Source organism: Salinimicrobium maris (assembly GCF_049680855.1).
GTDB lineage: Bacteria > Bacteroidota > Bacteroidia > Flavobacteriales > Flavobacteriaceae > Salinimicrobium.
Genome location: NZ_JBMPGS010000001.1, coordinates 908,935 through 926,269 on the forward strand (window position 1 = coordinate 908,935; position 17,335 = coordinate 926,269).

Below are 17,335 nucleotides of genomic sequence, written 5' to 3' on the forward strand. Positions count from 1 at the left end.
CCCTTTTATAATTTGATTTCCACCCGGGGATATGTTTTTAAAATTAATAGTCTCCGGTAAAAAATCAAGATCGTTCCGCCAAAGGCAAAACGGCAAGAGAGAGGAAGTAAGACTAGGTTTTAATTATCTGATAAACAGATGGTTATAGCGTAAATATTTTTTACAACAGGCTAATTATCAGCAGAATTTATAATGCTTTAAAAGCAAGCTGTATAATTGAAAATACTCTTCAATGCCTCATTCATCAGGGATTTTAGCTGTTACCCAAAAAAACCCGGCTACAGAGCATTAATATAGTTCTTAAGAGGGAGAAGAATTGTCGTAGTCTTGACGGTATATTGAGGTTCGCCGAGATGCCGCTCAAAAGAGTTTTATATAATGAAATTAAGAAAGCTTATTTCGCTTAGCCAATTAGTACAACATTTTTCCATAATAGTATAACACTAGCTGCTATTTTATATTTAATTTCGCTTTTTAAGCGAAAAAATTAGGAGATCATTCTATTATGGGAATGTTTTCTCCATTGACGATGAAAAGTACATTGCGTAATATTGTCTCTATTTTGATGGCACTTGTGGTGTTGTTGTCTACTTTATCTTTTACTGTAGAAAAACATTTCTGTGGAGGTCTTTTAATGGATCTGGCTGTCTTTTCTGAAGCTAAAAGTTGCGTAATGGGAATTCATGATCATTACAATATGGCCACTTCCATGAAGAAGGATCATTGTTGTAGTAATGAAAAAATTTTAGTTGAAGGTCAGGACGAGTTGAAAAATTCGTTTTTATCGCTGGATTTTAAACAACAGGTGTTTTTAGGTGCTTTTGCGAATTCCTATGTGTCTCTATTTAATTATATACCTCGGCAGGTGCCGGCTTACACATTTTATTCTCCTCCTTTGCTGATCCATAGTATTTATCTTCGGGATCAGGTGTTTCTTATTTGATTTAATATTTTTGTCAATACCAGTTACTTACTACTGGTAAGGTATATCTGTTTTAGGAGTGAATTAAATATTCATTGAGATTATACTTTATTTGAAATAGCCACTACAAATGACTTCATGTTCAAATATTAATTAAATTAATAGGAAATGGAAAAACATCTTTTTGCAGTATTATTAATAGTTGTATCAATAAATCTTACTAATGCCCAACAAACCCCCTCATTAGAAGGGAATGTGGATAATTTACCTGTACGGGAGTACCATTTAACCCTAGATGAAGAAATGGTCCATATTGCAGGAGAGGAAAGCATGGGCATGACGATTAACGGCAGCATTCCCGGTCCAACTTTAAACTTTAAAGAGGGGGAATATGCCGTTATATACGTTAAGAATGAAATGGAAGAGGAAACTTCAATTCATTGGCACGGCCTCCTGCTACCCAATTTTTACGACGGAGTGCCTTACCTCACTACACCACCCATAGAGCCCGGTAAGATACAGAAGTATGAATTTCCCCTCATTCAGGCTGGGACTTACTGGTATCACTCTCACACCATGCTGCAGGAACAAAGTGGCGTATACGGTTCAATTGTCATAGAACCACAAATACCATCGGCCGCTTATAATTATGATCACGACGAAGTACTGGTTCTATCGGATTGGACTTTTGAGAAACCGCGGAATGTCCTGCGGAACCTAAAGCGCGGCAACGAATGGTACAGCATTAAAAAAGGAACTGCGACTCCCTTGAACCGTGTAATTGCCAGGGGCGCTTTGGGTGCCCAGCTGGATTTCTGGCGTCAGCGCATGGAAGGTGCAGATATCGCGGACATATATTATCCTGCTTTTTTGACTAACGGGGATACAGTACAACATTACACCAAATATGAAGCCGGGGATAAGGTAAGGCTACGCATTATAAATGCAGCCGCATCAACGCAATTTTGGCTTACCTTCGGAGGCACTCCGCCTCTTTTAGTTTCGGCCGATGGCCTGGATGTGGTTCCGGTGAACAAGGAAAAACTTTTTATTTCCATCGCAGAAACCTATGACCTAATCATTACTATTCCTGAAGACAGACAGATTGAAGTGCGGGCCGTGGCCCAAGATGGGTCAGGGGCTACACATGCCTATTTCGGAAGTGGAGAGGTACTATCGGCAGAGGTACTTCCAAGGCCGGATAAAATAGGTATGATGATGCAGATGGCAGAAATGGAAATGAGAATGGGAGCTCCCGCCATGAAATTCAATCCAGGTAAAGTAGAGCCTTACGAGCTTATGAAAGAATGGGGAATGGACATGGAACCTGATGAAAAAATGGAAGAGGATATAGATATGGATCACGATGTACATGCACCTAAGACTGACAGCCTTCAGGCAGAGCGTTCTTCTTCAGAGAATACCAAAACTTCAGAAAAAGGACAGCAGAAGGGGGGAGCTGATACGTCAAAAATGGGAATGTTTGCAGATTATAATTATGATTTTCTACAGGCTCCTGTTCCTACTACCATTGATGAGACAAAATCTGAAAGAGAGATTTTGCTGAACCTTACCGGTAATATGTGGCGCTACATCTGGAGTATGAATGGAGTACCTCTGGCCGAAGCCGAAATGATTAAAATTGAAAAAGGTGAAAAAGTGCGAATAATATTCAACAACCTCACCATGATGCACCATCCCATGCATTTTCACGGCCATTTCTTCCGTGTTCTTAATAAGCATGGAGCCTATTCTCCGCTCAAGCACACAGTAAATGTAGCACCTATGCAAAAGACCATCATTGAATTTGAGGCCAATGAGGACAGTGATTGGTTTTTACACTGCCATGTGCTGTATCACATGGTTGGTGGCATGGCCAGGGCAGTAACCTACCAGACCGAGCGCAATCCACTAATGAAAGAACATCCCAGAGAAATTCTCTTTCAGGAAGGGAATCACTTTTTTACCTGGGGCTTAGCAGATGTAGCCTCTCACATGACCGAAGTGAATGTGGTTTCCAGCAATATAAGGAACCAGTTCAATTTAATTGCAGAATATGGCTGGAACGAAAATTTAGAAGCTGAGGTTTCTTATGAATATTACCTGAACGATTGGTTTCGGGTATTTGGTGGGGTGAACGTGGAAAATGAAATGAAAGGTAACCTGGATGAACTGAGCACTACTGCCGTTGCCGGAGTACGCTATTTTACGCCATATATGTTCAACCTGGATGTACGGTTGGACCATAAGCTAAGACCGCAAATAAGTTTAAGCCGGGAAATTATGTTATTTCCAAGGTTCGTCATATTCGGGGAATATGAATTCCAGGCCGATTTTGGCTGGGTAAATGAATTGCCCCAAGGCACTGACTTTGAAAAAGAACAAGTGTACAATGTGGGTGCCGAATACTTCCTTTCCAGGAATTTTTCTGTAATGGGAAGTTATGACAACCGGTTTGGTGCGGGGGGTGGACTTAGCATAAGATTTTAGTGAAGTATCAATATCAATTAATATCAGTTTAAACAATTCAAAAATGAAAAATCTAAAAGTTAACTTAGGAATTGCAATGCTAGTAATTGTGAGCTTAACAGCAGTATCCTGTAAAAACAACAATGAAGAAGGAAACGTTGACCGTTCAGGAATGGACCATGAAAATATGAGCGAAGGTTCAGAAATGATGGAAGGTGGGGAACAAACTTCCGAAAATATGTCTGGCAGTGAAAACCAGGATTCACAGACGGGAATTATCGTTAATGATTATATGGAACTAAAAAATGCCCTGGTAGCCGATAATTCCGAAGGGGCTGCGCAAGCCGGTGAAAGCCTCGTAGCAGCTTTTGAAAACTTTAATATGAGCGGTTATGAAGCTGCCGAACGGCAGGAACTGACCGAAATTATTGAAAGTGCCAAGGAACACGCCGATCATATTTCCTATAGCGATATGGCACACCAAAGGGAACATTTTGAACTAATGAGCATTGATATGGTTGATATGCTGGCTATTACCGGTTCCCCCGAAAGGCTTTATCAGCAGTTTTGCCCTATGTACAACAACAAGAAAGGCGCGATTTGGCTAAGCACCAGTGAGGAAATAAGGAACCCTTACTTTGGACAAAATATGCTTAGCTGTGGAGAAGTCCAGAAGGAAATTTAAGGAATGAAGTTCCTAAAGATCATCGGTCTGATTTTATTGGTTGCCTTTGTGGGGATACAGTTTATCCCCACAAACCGCAATCATAGTGATTATATTCCTAAATCAGATTTTACGGAGATTTACGAGGTACCCGAAAACATCAATACCATCCTGCAAACCTCTTGTTATGACTGCCATAGCAATAATACCAATTATCCATGGTATAATAAGATCCAGCCGTTTACCTGGTATTTGAACGACCATATTGAAAAAGGCAAGGCAGATTTGAATTTTAGTGAATTTGGGGAATATTCCTCCCGGCGGCAAAGAAGTAAGTTGCGCTCTATAAGCAGCCAGGTGAAAGATGGGGAAATGCCTTTGCAATCATATACCCTGGTGCATTGGGATGCGAAACTTTCTGACAAGGAGAAGGAAGAATTCACAGTTTGGATGGATTCTTTGGCCATGGAAGTAAGGTAAAAGAAAATAATCCCCCGGCCCTGTGCCTGGAAATTGTCTGTTTAATTAGTTAACACTTCAGGTGCAGGGTCTTTATAAAAAGTTTTCAGCAACAAATAAAAATTATAATTATTGGTCAAAAGAAAAACAGGGGTAAAATTGAGGAAAGCCCATCGTTATCTGGGACTTTTCATAGGGATCGAATTTAAGTACTTTAAAATGGGAGAAATCAAAATGAACACCTTTCACAAAAATACAGTTCTAACTGCTATACTGGTTTCAGTATTATCGCTGTCTTGTGGCACTTCCGAAAAAAAATCAGAAGGTGAGAAAATTATAGAGAAAAGTATTGAGGCCTCCGGTGGAGAAAACTATGTAAATGCTGAAATCGATTTCACTTTTAGGAACAGGAGATATAAGAGTAAACGCAATGGGGACATCTTCCGGTTGGAGCGTATTGTAAAGGATTCCGCCGGTAACACCACACATGATGTTCTAAGCAATGAGGGTCTGAAACGTTTTGTAAACAGCAAAGCTGCTACTGTTCCAGATTCGATGGTCACCCGGATAAGTGATGGGGTAAATTCTGTTCATTATTTTGTCCAGGTGCCTTTTGTGCTCAATTCGCCTGCGGCCAACAAAGAACTGTTGGGGGAAGATGAGGTGGAAGGGGAGACCTATTACGAAGTTAAAGTTACCTTTCGTGAGGAAGGTGGAGGGACAGATTTTGAGGATGAGTTCTTATACTGGATCCACAAGGAAAATTTCACGGTAGATTATTTAGCTTATAGGTTTTTTACCAATGACGGGGGAATAAGGTTCAGGAAAGCGTTGAATCCCAGGGTGGTAGAAGGAATCAGGTTCGTAGATTACCAAAACTATAAAGCCAAAGAGTTTTCCACACCGTTACGTGATTTGGACTCCCTATATGAAGCAGGAAAACTGGAATTTTTCTCTGATATCCAAACTGAAAATATTAGCGTAAGCATTAATAAAAACAATTAATTAAACACAACATTTTCCATGAAAACCACAAAATATATTATTTACGTGCTGCTTGTATTATTTTCCACAAGTGGGATGCAGGCGCAACATGAAAACCACCAGGCCGAAAAGGTGACAACACAAAACAAAGAGGTGTTAAGTCCGCATACCAGTACCATGGCCATAATTGATGGGGCTCATATTCATATAGATTATTCTTCACCACGCGTGCGTGACAGGATAATTTTTGGCGGACTGGTAGGCTACAACACAGTTTGGCAGGCCGGAGCTCATAAAGCGACCTGGATAGAAACCAATAAGGATTTGGTAATTGGTGATGAAATATTGCCTGCCGGGAAGTATGCTTTTTTTACAGTTCCCGGTAAAGAAAATTGGAAAGTCATGTTCAATTCCCGTTGGGATCAGCATGGAAAGGATGAATATGATGAAAAAGAAAATGTAGTTGTTTTGGAAGTTCATTCTGAGACGCTGGAGAATGTCCAGGAGGCACTGACTTATGAAGTTCAAAAAATAGAAAATGATGAAGGAGTAATTTCTCTCACTTGGGAAAGAAAGAAAATTAGTATTCCTTTTCAAGTCAGTGCAGATGAACAAAGGATGAATGACTAAGTATAAAACCTAAAGAACTAACCAACCATCAACCATGAAAAAGGAAATTTTAATTGACAGGAATTCTATGAATATTGAAAATCATAGAGTTATTCAGATTAAAAATGTAGTTTGCCAGCGATGCAAAAGGAGCGTAAGAGAAATACTGACTACATTAAAAATTCCTTTCAAAAGAGTGTCTTTGGGAGAGGCAGAGTTGGAAAGGAGTCTCTCAGATTTTGAGTTCACATTGTTTCAGGAAGAGTTACGTAAAGTGGGATTTGAGCTCATTTTCGAAAAAAATGAACGCCTGGTGAACCAGATAAAATCAATAATCATTGCGCGGGTTTACAAGGAGGAAGATTTTGGGAAACAGAAGATTTCAGATCTGTTGACCAGCCGTCTACACTACGACTATAGCCATCTTACCCATATTTTTACAAAACTTGAAGGGAAAAATATTCAGAAGTTTTATAGTGAAGTAAAGATAGAAAGAATAAAGGAGTTATTGGAGTATAACGAGCTAACTGTTTTAGAGATTGCTCATGAAACGGGTACAGCAGTGCTACCTACCTATCAACCCACTTTAAAAAAGCTACTGGTGTAACTCCTTCGGATTATAAAAATAAAGAAGAAAAACGTAAAACAGATCTCAATAGGTTCTGAGATAGTAAGGAATTGATCTTTTGTGAAAAGAAACATTACAATAAGTTTTTTGTTGAAAGCCATGGGAAAATAGAAGGTTTGGCCGCCTATATTGTCTCAATTTTTAGATACTGGTAATTTAGGTAAAGTAAATATTCTCTTTTCTAAACGTCATATGATTCTTCTATATTTTATAATCTTTTCATGACCATTTTTCGTAGTCTTTACTGTTAAATAATTACAAACCCTTAATAGTGAATGTTTTTTCTGTTATATTAAAAGTGCTTTTGAACCTTTTGAGCTATCTTTATTCTGGATAAGGAAAATGCGTCCTATGTTTAGAATTCTGAGAGAAAAGGGAAAATATGACTTTGATCATATTTGAAAAAAGAGCAATTAATTATTTTTGTTATTGAATTATTAAAATGCTCCAAATATAATTTCAACCTTATTTCAGTGGTAATTAGCTAATGAATAGAGGAAATTAGAAGAGTGTTATGAAAGCCTTCCTATTAAAAATATCATCTTTGGTCCTGGCATTTTTAATGTTCCTATCGACAATGTCCTTTACTGTGAATAAACACTTTTGCGGTGATTTTCTTGTGGACCAATCAGTCTTTTTTGAAGCTGATACCTGCGGAATGGAACATGATTCCGGAGTAGCTGATGAGAAAGGTTGTTCTGACGATTCTATAGCTATTGATGGTCAGAAAGATTTGAAGATATCCTTTTATGATCTCAACTTTGATCAGCAAGTATTTCTTGTAAGTTTTGCTTATTCATTTAACGGGCTTTTTGAAGAACTGCCTGCGAAAGATATTCCTTTTGTCAAGTATATACCTCCCTTAATCGTTCAGGAAATCCACATATTGAACGAGACCTTCTTAATTTGATTCTGAATTAATATTTAGGCTCTGGTGCTTTACCGCCGGAGCAGAGTTTTTTTGATGTTGCAAACGTGCAGCTTCAAAAGAGTATTAATTCAGAATTAAAACCAAATGCTTAATAAAACTATAAAGTTCTTTTTAGAGAACAAATTGGTGACCGCTTTACTTACGGTTGCCTTAATGGCCTGGGGAGTAGCTACAGCACCGTTTAACTGGGACTTAGACTGGATGCCAAGGGATCCCGTGCCAGTGGATGCCATACCAGACATTGGTGAAAACCAACAAATCGTCTATACCGAATGGATGGGGAAATCTCCTCAGGACATCGAGGACCAAATAACCTATCCCCTTACTACTTCACTCTTGGGAGTGCCAGGCGTAAAAACTATTCGAAGTAGTTCCCTTTTTGGTCTTTCAAGCATCTATATAATTTTTGAAGAGGATGTGGAATTTTACTGGAGCCGCTCGAGAATTCTTGAGAAGTTAAATTCTCTGCCCGCCGGAACACTCCCAGCAGACGTCCAGCCCGCCCTGGGTCCTGATGCTACAGCATTGGGACAGGTGTTTTGGTACACTCTGGAGGGAAGAGACCCAAAAACCGGTGAGCCAACCGGGGGGTGGGATCCTCAGGAGCTTCGTACTATTCAGGATTTTTATGTCAAGTACTCTTTATCTGCTGCCGAAGGTGTATCTGAAGTAGCTTCAATAGGAGGATTTGTCAAGGAGTATCAGGTGGAAATTGATCCTACCGCGATGAAAAGCTACGGCGTAAATGTCAAACAAATAATGGAGGCTGTGCGTGAAAGTAACCTGGATGTAGGAGCACGCACCATTGAGTTTAACCGGGCAGAATATCTGGTTCGTGGATTGGGCTATATAGAAAGCCTGGAGGATCTCGAAGAAGCTGTTGTTGCTGTCAATGAGAATACTCCTATTCGCCTCAAAGATGTGGCCAGGATACAGATGGGGCCAGCTACCAGGCGCGGCGGGCTGGACAAAGGGGGCGCGGAGGCAACAGGAGCGGTGGTTGTCGCAAGATATGGCTCGAACCCTCTCGCAGTTATTGATAATGTAAAAAAGGAAATAGAGAATATTGCTCCCGGATTGCCAAGTAAGACGCTGGCAGACGGAACTGTCTCCAAAGTTACAATCGTGCCTTTTTACGATCGCTCCGGATTAATTTATGAGACTTTAGGAACTCTGGAGGAAGCACTTATCCTGGAGATCTTGATTAGCATTATAGTGGTCATAGTACTCGTTCTAAATTTAAGGGCAGCTATTATGATTTCAGGTCTACTTCCTATTGGGGTACTCATGACATTTATAGTCATGCAGTATGCAGGAGTAGATGCCAATATCGTGGCCCTTTCCGGGATTGCCATTGCTATTGGAGTCATGCTTGACGTTGGAGTGATCTTCACAGAGAACATACTGCGACATCTTGAATTACCTGATAATAAAGGTCGTCCTATATTGCCCGTCATCTACGAAGGAACGGTTGAAATTGCCTCAGCCGTGTTAACTGCACTGGCAACAACGGTCATTAGTTTTATTCCCGTTTTTGCTATGACAGGACAGGAAGGAAAGTTATTTGGACCACTTGCCTTCACAAAAACCTTTGCCCTAATTGCTGCGATGTTTGTGGGACTCGTTGTGATCCCCGCCTTGGCGCATGGACTCTTTTCCATGAACTTTGGGAAAAAGAGAACCCGGAGAATTTGGAATTTTGCCCTTATTGCTTTAGGAGTTTTACTGTTGTTTAAGGTAGCCTGGGTAGGAATCATGTTTATAGCTCTGGGACTGAACAATCTTCTCGAGCCGCGATGGCCCGAGAAAAAGCGAAAATACCCAACCTATATCAACATTGGAATTGTACTAGTTGGGGTCCTGTATTTCTTAAACAGAGAGTGGTTGCCACTTGGTGCAGATCAATCTGAATTTACAAATTTAATTTTTGTAGGAGGGATTATATTGATAGTGCTGGGATTATTAATGGCGATGGTAAAATATTACCAACCCATCCTAAGATGGGCTTTGGAAAATAAATGGAAATTTCTATCGCTGCCAATTATGATAATTCTCTTTGGGCTTTTTTCCTGGCAGGGTTTTGATAAGATATTCAGTCCTGTTGCTACAGGTTTCGATAAACTTGGATATAACGTAAGGCAAACTGAGGTTTGGCTGGGAATAAGTGAGACCTTCCCGGGTGCGGGGGAAGAATTTATGCCCCCATTAGAAGAAGGATCTTTCTTATTGATGCCCACAACTATGCCTCACTCCGGTGTAGAGGAAAATGTTGAAACCATTCGGATTCTTGACAGGAGAGTAACTGCAATTCCCGAGGTCGATATGACGGTGGGAAAATGGGGTCGGGCTTCGACAGCATTGGATCCTGCGCCAATTTCAATGTTCGAGAATGTTATAAATTATAAATCTGAATATGTACTGGATCAGAATGGACGTCGTAAACGATTTGAAGTGAACGATGAGGATCAATACGTTTTAAAGAACGGGGAAGTTTTTGATCCTGAAACCATGGAAAGAGAGGATTTGGATGTTTCTCAATTGATAGGTGATCCCGGGGGTGAATACTTCCGACAATGGCGTGACCATATTAAATCACCTGACGATATTTGGGATGAGATAGTAGGAACCACCAGCTTGCCGGGAGTGACTTCTGCACCTAAACTGCAACCAATTGCAACTCGGTTAATCATGCTATCTACCGGAATGAGGGCCCCCATGGGGATGAAAATTTTTGGACCAGATCTCGAGACTATTGAAGAAGTTGGGTTACAAATGGAGAATATTCTTCGGGAGGTACCTGGAGTAAAAGCCCCATCTGTTTTTGCCGACAGAGTTGTGGGAAAACCATACATGGAGCTGGAAATCGACAGGCGCGCCATTGCACGATACGGACTTTCAATAGGTGATGTTCAGCGAATCATAAGTGCTGCTGTTGGTGGGATGTCAATGACTACCACAGTGGAAGGTCGTGAAAGATATGGCGTTAGACTTAGGTATGCAAGGGAATTCAGGGATAACCCAGAAGACGTTAGAGAAATACTCGTGCCTACTCCCACGGGAGTACAAATCCCCTTGGGAGATTTAGTAGAAGTACAATATGTACAGGGCCCTCAGGTCATAAAGAGTGAGGATACCTTCCTGCTCTCTTATGTGATTTTTGATAAAGAGGCTGATGTTGCAGAGGTAGATGTAGTAGAAAATGCACAAGCTCTGATCAATGAGAAAATTGAATCAGGAGAATTTGTAGTACCTCCCGGAGTGAGCTACAAGTTTGCAGGGAACTACGAAAATCAATTAAGGGCTGCAAAAACTTTGTCTATTGTTATTCCTATCAGCTTGTTAGCTATTTTTCTGCTGCTTTACTTCCAGTTTGGCAATTTTCAGACCACATTAATGGCCTTTTCAGGTGTCTTCGTGGCATTGTCGGGAGGGTTTATCCTGCTCTGGTTGTATAACCAGACGTGGTTCCTGGATTTCAATCTTCTTGGAGAAAATATGCGGGAGGTTTTTCAAATAGGGCCTATAAACTTAAGTGTTGCTGTCTGGGTAGGTTTTATTGCCCTTTTTGGGGTGGCAACAGACGACGGTGTACTTATGGGAACCTATCTAAAGCAGGTTTTTGCTGAAGAAAAGACGACGGACAAAAATTCCATTCGAAGAGCTGTTGTAATGGCAGGGAGCAAAAGGGTAAGACCCGCTGTAATGACCACTGCAACTACTCTCATCGCTTTAATGCCAATTTTAACATCCACAGGGAAGGGGTCTGATATTATGATCCCTATGGCCATCCCGACATTTGGAGGAATGTTGTTCCAGACAATAACTATGTTCGTAGTTCCCGTCCTATATAGTATGTGGCAAGAGAAGAAATGGTCAAATCCTAAATTACAGGAGCAACAAATAAATGAATTAGACAAGTAATGAAAAAAAATATCATAAATATAGGCGCTTTAATCATGTTTTTTCTCGCTTTGTGGACGACTAACTCCCACGCCCAGAAAGAAGAAATAAGAATCGGGTATTTAGATAAATACCTGGTACTGGCTGCTGAAAACAATCCGCAGATAAGATCCCTTTACAAGGAATATCTCGCTGCGCTTGAAAAAGTAGTCCAGGAAGGAACATTACCAGATCCACAGATAAGTTTTGGCTATTTCATCCAACCAGTAGAAACCCGTGTTGGAGCTCAACAGGCTACAGCTTCCTTTAGCCAAATGTTCCCCTGGTTTGGGACCCTTGATGCCCAGGAGCGGGTCGCGGCTGAAAGAGCGCAGGCACGGCTACAGCTTTTTGAAGATGCGAAACTGGAACTTTTTAGGGATGTGAAAATTACCTATACAGAGTTGTATTACCTTGAAATGGCGATACAAGTAACAGAAGAGAACCTGGCGCTGCTTAGTTCCTTTAAGAGCATCGCTGAGGTGCAGTTCGAAAGCGGGAAAACGGGTTTTTCTTCTGTTCTACAAGTTGAACTGGAAGAGGAAGAGTTGGAAAGCAGACTAGCATATTTAAAGGACAGCAGGATTCCCCTGCTTACAGAGTTCGAGGAGTTACTAAATGAAGAACTACAAGAGCCTCTTGGGTTCCCTGACAGTCTTTGGGAGGAACAGCTTCTAAATGAAAAGAGTATACTTCTGGAAATGATCTTAGCTGAGAACCCTCGCCTGGAACAACTCGAACATCAGGCGAGGAGTTTCGAAGAGCAGCTCACTGTAGCCAAAAAAATGGGTTTACCATCTTTTACTCTTGGGGGGACCTATACCAATATTGCTTCAAGAACAGATTTAGACCCGGCTATGGCACTGCCAGACAATGGTCAGGACGCATTTATTTTTCCACAAGTAGGAATACGGGTGCCGCTTTACAGAAATAAGTATAAAGCCATGCGCCAGGAAGCTATTCTGCAGCAAGAGGCAGTGCAGTTGAAAAAGGAAAACCTGGAGAATGAATTGGAGACAAAGCTTGAGCAGTTGTATCGCGATTACGTGGACGCAGTACGAAACGTTGAACTCTACAATCGGTTGACAACAATTGCCAAACAATCACTGGAGCTTTACCAGACAGAACTATCTACAGGTAGAAACAATGTTTTGGAAATAATTCGAATGGAACGCCAACTTTTAAACTACGGTTTGGAACTGGCAAGGGCCAAAACAGAACGAAATAACAATGTGTATAGAATAAACTACTTAATAGGAGAAGGTTATGAATAAAATAAATAAAAAAATGATATACGTTGGGCTGGGCTTTTTAGCAGCAGGCCTACTCTTGGGGTGGCTTTTTTTTGGTGGAACATCAGAAAGTTCAGCCACCACCGAAAATCAGCTGGAGGAAGCACATGCTCATGAGGAAGGAGAATCAGAAATCTGGACTTGTTCAATGCATCCACAGATTAGACAGGAGGAACCGGGAAATTGTCCTATATGCGGTATGGAATTAATACCCGTGAAAGCGTCTGCAGCTGTCAATGACTCTGAGATACAAATGAGTGAAGCCGCAGCCAGAATTGCCGATATTCAAACCGTGACTGTAAAGGCAGGGTCACCTACTAAAGAGATATATCTTACGGGGAGGGTGACCGCAGATGAGCGCAATGTTTCGGCTGTGACTGCACGTTTTCCGGGACGTATTGAGAAGTTATTTGTGAACTTCACGGGACAAGAAGTAAGAAGAGGAGAAAGGTTAGCCTCTATCTATTCCCCGGAGTTAGTACAGGCACAAAAGGAACTCCTGGAGGCTGTACGGTTTAAAGAGACTAATCCTTCTTTTTTAGAAGCTGCGGTAAGGAAATTAAAACAGTGGGATTTAACAGATACGCAAATCCAGAATATTAAGGAGAATGGAAAGGTGCAATATAATTTTGATATTTATTCTACACAGTCTGGAACCGTTACCAGTAGAAATGTAAGTGAAGGAGATTATGTGGGCGAAGGTCAGCCGCTTTTTGATATCGCTAATTTAAATAAAGTATGGGTCCTTTATGATGCCTATGAAAGCGATCTTGCATGGATCAAAGAAGGAGATAAAGTTACTTTTTCTGTACCCTCGATGCCTGGACAATCCTTTTCCAGTACTGTTACTTTTATTGATCCTGTTATTAACCCCCAAACGAGGGTAGCTTTGGTGCGAACTGAAGTAGATAATCCTAAAGGAAAACTCAAACCGGATATGTTTGCTCAGGGAGTAATTAACAGTGAGTTGGATAATTTAGAAAACGCTCTCGTTATACCAAAATCTTCCATCCTGTGGACCGGTAAAAGAGCCATTGTCTACTTAAGGAGGCCCGAGTTTGAAGAGCCCACCTTCGAGTTTAGGGAAGTAGTTCTAGGACCCGAGGCAGGGGACTTGTATGTGGTCACTAAAGGCTTGGAAGCAGGTGATGAAGTTGTGGCCAATGGCGTATTTAAGGTAGATGCTGCCGCGCAACTGCAAGGGAAACGGAGCATGATGAGCCCGGAAGGTGGTCCTGCCATGACAGGACACAATCATGGTGGAATGGAAATGGAAGAGGGTAACGACATGCCGGAGCAAACAAAAACTTCAAAATTTGTTCAGGAAGATGTGATGGACATGAGCAAAGATGTCCCCAAAGCTTTCAAAAACCAACTTAATGAAGTAATCGAAGCCTATCTGGAACTTAAAGAAGGGCTGGTAAGGGCTAATATAGATGAGACACAGGAATCGAGTACTGAGCTATTGGCTGCTCTTGATAAACTTGATGGCAATTCCCTTTCTGGTCATGCCAAGAATTTCTGGGAAGAAAAAAAGGCTTTCTTATTCAAACACACGAGGTTGTGTAAGGAGGCTACTACAATAGAAGGGAAACGTGAAAACTTTATTTTCCTTTCACAGCCACTAATAAAGATTGTCGAGGCTTTTGGAGCTAACCAGAAGTTGTATGTGAACTTTTGCCCTATGGCCAATAACAACAAAGGTGCCTACTGGCTAAGTAACAGCGAAGAAATTAGGAACCCGTTTTTTGGAGAAGCTATGCTTACCTGCGGTGAAGTGAAATCCGTAATAAACTAAGAATTAAGTAATAAATGAAAATCAAATATGAATATCTAAAATTAAAAACTATGAAAACTTTAAAAGTAAAAACTGCAGTAGTACTGCTATTAGCCGTTAGTCTGGGTTATAGCCAGGAGAAGAAAATGATGCACCACGATCACGAAAATATGGAGTCGGGTGAGATGAAAATGATGGACAGTAAAATCCCAAAATTTAATAACGAAAAAATAACTACAGCTTATGAAGACTATTTAACCCTTAAAGCCGCAATACTCAAGTCTGATCAAGAACTGGCAAAGAAGGAAGCAGAGCAACTTCTCAACTCTATTGCAAAGTTAGAAGGGACCGATGGATTACAGAAAGTCGCAACAAAGTTGGCTGCTAATCGTAATCTGGAATCGCAAAAGGCTGCATTTTCGGATTTTTCCAGTGAATTTGCTGATTTTCTAAAGGGCAAAGTTGCGGAAAACCAATTGTATTTTGCGCGCTGTCCAATGGCTAATAATAACTCAGGAGGTTTTTGGCTAAGCCACGAAGAGGCAATTCAAAATCCATTTTTTGGAGGAAAAATGCTGAAGTGTGGTAGTATACAAGAAACAATAAAATAAAAAAGACCTGCGTAAGTGGACCGGTGGTTTCCCCTACTCCCCCCTCATGACTTATCCGGTCCATAAAGCAGGCACAACAAATATGAAAGCTAAAATAAAATTTTTCGCAATTGCGGTAATAGGTATAGGGTTTCTTTCCGGTTGTAATACGGGAGAGAAAGAAAAAGTGCAAACAACGCAAACAGAGGTTAATTCAGTAGCAGAAAGTGCTGTGAAAGCAGAGCATAATTATAGAATTGGAGATCAGGTACCCAATGACCTGGTATGTATGGTCAACGATGCTTACATGGCCAAAGCTCAAATTCCAATAGGTGTAAATGGTAAGATCTACTATGGCTGTTGTAATATGTGCGTTGAAACCCTTAACGAAAAAAAAACCGCCCGTATGGCTGTTGATCCTATAACCGGCGAGGCAGTTGACAAATCTGAAGCTTTTATCGTCTTGCTAAACAAAAATGGCACAGTAGCCTATTACAAATCGGAAGCTACGTACAAAAGAGCTTTGGAAGCAGGAAAAGTTAAAAGTTAGATAAGAGATTAAGCCCTGCATATATGGGCCGGTAAATTAACCGTACCCCTCCCCCACATTATTTACCGGCCCATTGGCAGGCACGATGCGTGAATTACCGGAGTTTTATTATAGTTCAATTCCGGTGGAATATTTAAAACTAGAAACTGTCTAGAATCATAAGTACCGTAAAAATCTTTCATGAGATCTTACAGGGAACAAAGGAGAAAATCAAGTAAGAAAACGAAAAAGAAAGAGCGGCATCGTTCCAAGGCCAAAAAGATTGATAAATTTCTGGCAATATGTGCTTTTGTAATACTCTTTCTTCTAGCTCTGTCCATGGCATTTTTGAGAGACTGGTACTTGTAGTGGTTGAATAAAAAAATTAAAAAAAAATCAAAAAAATGAAATCGATTTTTGCGAGCACCCTCAGAAAAAGAAATTTTCTAATCATACTCTTGATTTGGATTACCGCCCTGCTCACCTTCACCTCTTGTAGCAGCAGCCGTATAGATTTAGCTCAAGGTCAACACGTGGATCCTGTATGTGGGATAGTCGTTAGCGAGCAAAGTGCTATAAACTACAATTATATGGAAAACACGTATTATTTTGATTCCGAACAATGCCTGACAGTATTCAGAAAAAATCCGGAAAAGTTCCAGAACACTCAACAGAAAAGAAGGTCTACAAACGGTATGCACATGGGCTGGGCACCCATAAGCGGGATTGTAATGGTGCTGGGAATGACTGCAGCTATGATTGTCGGAATAAGTCATTAACATACAAAGGTTACACAGTAAATATTTTAAAGACATAATTGGAATTTCAACTTTAGAAAGAATATAAACATGACCTAAAATGGTAGTAGTAACCAGATGGTCATTTTGTAAAATAGAAGTTGACAGCTAAGAAAAAATAAAAAGATGTGTCCTACATTTTCATGAAGATCATCAAAAAAATAGTAGCCATGCAAAACTCGAAACTGGAATATCACGGTTTAAGAAAAGAAGAAGAGGGACTCCGGGAAGCCCTTTGTACCCTTGGCAATGGCTATTTCGCCACCAGGGGAGCAGCAGAAGAATCAGAAGCTGATGGCACTCATTACCCGGGCACCTACCTGGCAGGTGGTTACAACAGGCTTAAATCACAAATAGCAGGAAAGACCATTGAAAATGAAGATCTGGTTAATTGGCCTAACTGGCTGCACTTAAGCTTCAGGCTGGAAGGAGATAAGGACTGGTTCCAGTTAGAAAAAAACAGGTCTTGAATTATGTTCAGGAACTTGATATCTCTGCAGGAATCCTGAGGAGGGAGATGCATTTCATCGATGAACAATAGCCTCTGGATGAAGTTGAATCCGACATCAAGATTCAATTTAAGAAACAATCTATTACAGTTTCCGATAAATCAACTAAAGTAATTGAGTATCAGTAAAACTAAAGGTAAACAGATGAAAACACAAAAACTTCACAGGTAGAAAAAAATATTGAATTTTCAACATGAGTGAGCATTATCATATTTAAAAAATAACCTTTAAGTTAA

General features: G+C 40.6%; 15 protein-coding genes. All 15 read left to right on the forward strand.

Annotated features, from left to right (window positions below):
* The first annotated feature begins 529 nt into the window (after positions 1 to 529).
* The 15 genes from ACOV1Q_RS04320 to ACOV1Q_RS04390 all read left to right on the forward strand — a co-directional run bounded on the left by ACOV1Q_RS04320 (position 530) and on the right by ACOV1Q_RS04390 (position 17,060).
* Positions 530 to 943 carry an HYC_CC_PP family protein gene (locus ACOV1Q_RS04320; protein ID WP_189602858.1) on the forward strand — a complete coding sequence of 138 codons (414 nt, stop codon included), beginning with the start codon at positions 530 to 532 and terminating at the stop codon, positions 941 to 943.
* Positions 944 to 1,090: 147 nt separating this feature from the next.
* Positions 1,091 to 3,412 (forward strand): multicopper oxidase domain-containing protein, encoded by a 2,322-nt coding sequence (locus ACOV1Q_RS04325; RefSeq protein WP_424493170.1) that lies wholly within the window; start codon positions 1,091 to 1,093, stop codon positions 3,410 to 3,412.
* A gap of 43 nt (positions 3,413 to 3,455) precedes the next feature.
* Positions 3,456 to 4,076 carry a DUF3347 domain-containing protein gene (locus tag ACOV1Q_RS04330; protein WP_265164202.1) on the forward strand — a complete coding sequence of 207 codons (621 nt, stop codon included), beginning with the start codon at positions 3,456 to 3,458 and terminating at the stop codon, positions 4,074 to 4,076.
* A gap of 3 nt (positions 4,077 to 4,079) precedes the next feature.
* A complete protein-coding gene (locus tag ACOV1Q_RS04335) occupies positions 4,080 to 4,535 on the forward strand; it encodes a heme-binding domain-containing protein (protein ID WP_189602861.1) in 456 nt (151 codons plus the stop codon).
* A gap of 111 nt (positions 4,536 to 4,646) precedes the next feature.
* The gene (locus ACOV1Q_RS04340) at positions 4,647 to 5,519 is read left to right on the forward strand and encodes a DUF6503 family protein (protein WP_229793614.1); all 873 of its coding nucleotides are present in this window, start codon (positions 4,647 to 4,649) and stop codon (positions 5,517 to 5,519) included.
* 18 nt (positions 5,520 to 5,537) lie between these two features.
* Complete coding sequence (locus tag ACOV1Q_RS04345) at positions 5,538 to 6,128, forward strand: DUF2911 domain-containing protein (protein WP_189602862.1); 591 nt, start codon at positions 5,538 to 5,540, stop codon at positions 6,126 to 6,128.
* Positions 6,129 to 6,162: 34 nt separating this feature from the next.
* On the forward strand, positions 6,163 to 6,714 hold the full coding sequence (locus ACOV1Q_RS04350; RefSeq protein WP_424493171.1) for a helix-turn-helix domain-containing protein: 552 nt from the start codon (positions 6,163 to 6,165) through the stop codon (positions 6,712 to 6,714).
* Between the two features lie 535 nt (positions 6,715 to 7,249).
* Complete coding sequence (locus ACOV1Q_RS04355) at positions 7,250 to 7,645, forward strand: HYC_CC_PP family protein (protein WP_189602863.1); 396 nt, start codon at positions 7,250 to 7,252, stop codon at positions 7,643 to 7,645.
* Positions 7,646 to 7,750: 105 nt separating this feature from the next.
* On the forward strand, positions 7,751 to 11,587 hold the full coding sequence (locus tag ACOV1Q_RS04360; RefSeq protein ID WP_189602864.1) for an efflux RND transporter permease subunit: 3,837 nt from the start codon (positions 7,751 to 7,753) through the stop codon (positions 11,585 to 11,587).
* Positions 11,587 to 12,879, forward strand: a complete 1,293-nt coding sequence (locus ACOV1Q_RS04365) for a TolC family protein (protein WP_265164198.1) — start codon at positions 11,587 to 11,589, stop codon at positions 12,877 to 12,879. Before ACOV1Q_RS04360 ends, ACOV1Q_RS04365 begins: the two co-directional genes overlap by 1 nt.
* A 13-nt stretch (positions 12,880 to 12,892) precedes the next feature.
* Positions 12,893 to 14,695 carry an efflux RND transporter periplasmic adaptor subunit gene (locus ACOV1Q_RS04370; protein WP_424493172.1) on the forward strand — a complete coding sequence of 601 codons (1,803 nt, stop codon included), beginning with the start codon at positions 12,893 to 12,895 and terminating at the stop codon, positions 14,693 to 14,695.
* Positions 14,696 to 14,745: 50 nt separating this feature from the next.
* Complete coding sequence (locus tag ACOV1Q_RS04375; protein WP_265164196.1) at positions 14,746 to 15,285, forward strand: DUF3347 domain-containing protein; 540 nt, start codon at positions 14,746 to 14,748, stop codon at positions 15,283 to 15,285.
* Positions 15,286 to 15,367: 82 nt separating this feature from the next.
* Complete coding sequence (locus ACOV1Q_RS04380; protein WP_345599347.1) at positions 15,368 to 15,814, forward strand: hypothetical protein; 447 nt, start codon at positions 15,368 to 15,370, stop codon at positions 15,812 to 15,814.
* Positions 15,815 to 16,251: 437 nt separating this feature from the next.
* On the forward strand, positions 16,252 to 16,572 hold the full coding sequence (locus tag ACOV1Q_RS04385) for a YHS domain-containing protein (protein ID WP_265164194.1): 321 nt from the start codon (positions 16,252 to 16,254) through the stop codon (positions 16,570 to 16,572).
* Between the two features lie 146 nt (positions 16,573 to 16,718).
* On the forward strand, positions 16,719 to 17,060 hold the full coding sequence (locus ACOV1Q_RS04390; protein ID WP_345599346.1) for a hypothetical protein: 342 nt from the start codon (positions 16,719 to 16,721) through the stop codon (positions 17,058 to 17,060).
* The last annotated feature ends 275 nt before the right edge of the window (positions 17,061 to 17,335 follow it).

Excerpts from the sequence above, each read along its gene's own strand:
- ACOV1Q_RS04320 (WP_189602858.1), top strand. The coding sequence starts at position 530 with ATGAAAAGTACATTGCGTAATATTGTCTCTATTTTGATGGCACTTGTG.
- ACOV1Q_RS04325 (WP_424493170.1), top strand. The coding sequence starts at position 1,091 with ATGGAAAAACATCTTTTTGCAGTATTATTAATAGTTGTATCAATAAAT.
- ACOV1Q_RS04330 (WP_265164202.1), top strand. The coding sequence starts at position 3,456 with ATGAAAAATCTAAAAGTTAACTTAGGAATTGCAATGCTAGTAATTGTG.
- ACOV1Q_RS04335 (WP_189602861.1), top strand. The coding sequence starts at position 4,080 with ATGAAGTTCCTAAAGATCATCGGTCTGATTTTATTGGTTGCCTTTGTG.
- ACOV1Q_RS04345 (WP_189602862.1), top strand. The coding sequence starts at position 5,538 with ATGAAAACCACAAAATATATTATTTACGTGCTGCTTGTATTATTTTCC.
- ACOV1Q_RS04350 (WP_424493171.1), top strand. The coding sequence starts at position 6,163 with ATGAAAAAGGAAATTTTAATTGACAGGAATTCTATGAATATTGAAAAT.
- ACOV1Q_RS04355 (WP_189602863.1), top strand. The coding sequence starts at position 7,250 with ATGAAAGCCTTCCTATTAAAAATATCATCTTTGGTCCTGGCATTTTTA.
- ACOV1Q_RS04360 (WP_189602864.1), top strand. The coding sequence starts at position 7,751 with ATGCTTAATAAAACTATAAAGTTCTTTTTAGAGAACAAATTGGTGACC.
- ACOV1Q_RS04365 (WP_265164198.1), top strand. The coding sequence starts at position 11,587 with ATGAAAAAAAATATCATAAATATAGGCGCTTTAATCATGTTTTTTCTC.
- ACOV1Q_RS04370 (WP_424493172.1), top strand. The coding sequence starts at position 12,893 with ATGATATACGTTGGGCTGGGCTTTTTAGCAGCAGGCCTACTCTTGGGG.
- ACOV1Q_RS04375 (WP_265164196.1), top strand. The coding sequence starts at position 14,746 with ATGAAAACTTTAAAAGTAAAAACTGCAGTAGTACTGCTATTAGCCGTT.
- ACOV1Q_RS04380 (WP_345599347.1), top strand. The coding sequence starts at position 15,368 with ATGAAAGCTAAAATAAAATTTTTCGCAATTGCGGTAATAGGTATAGGG.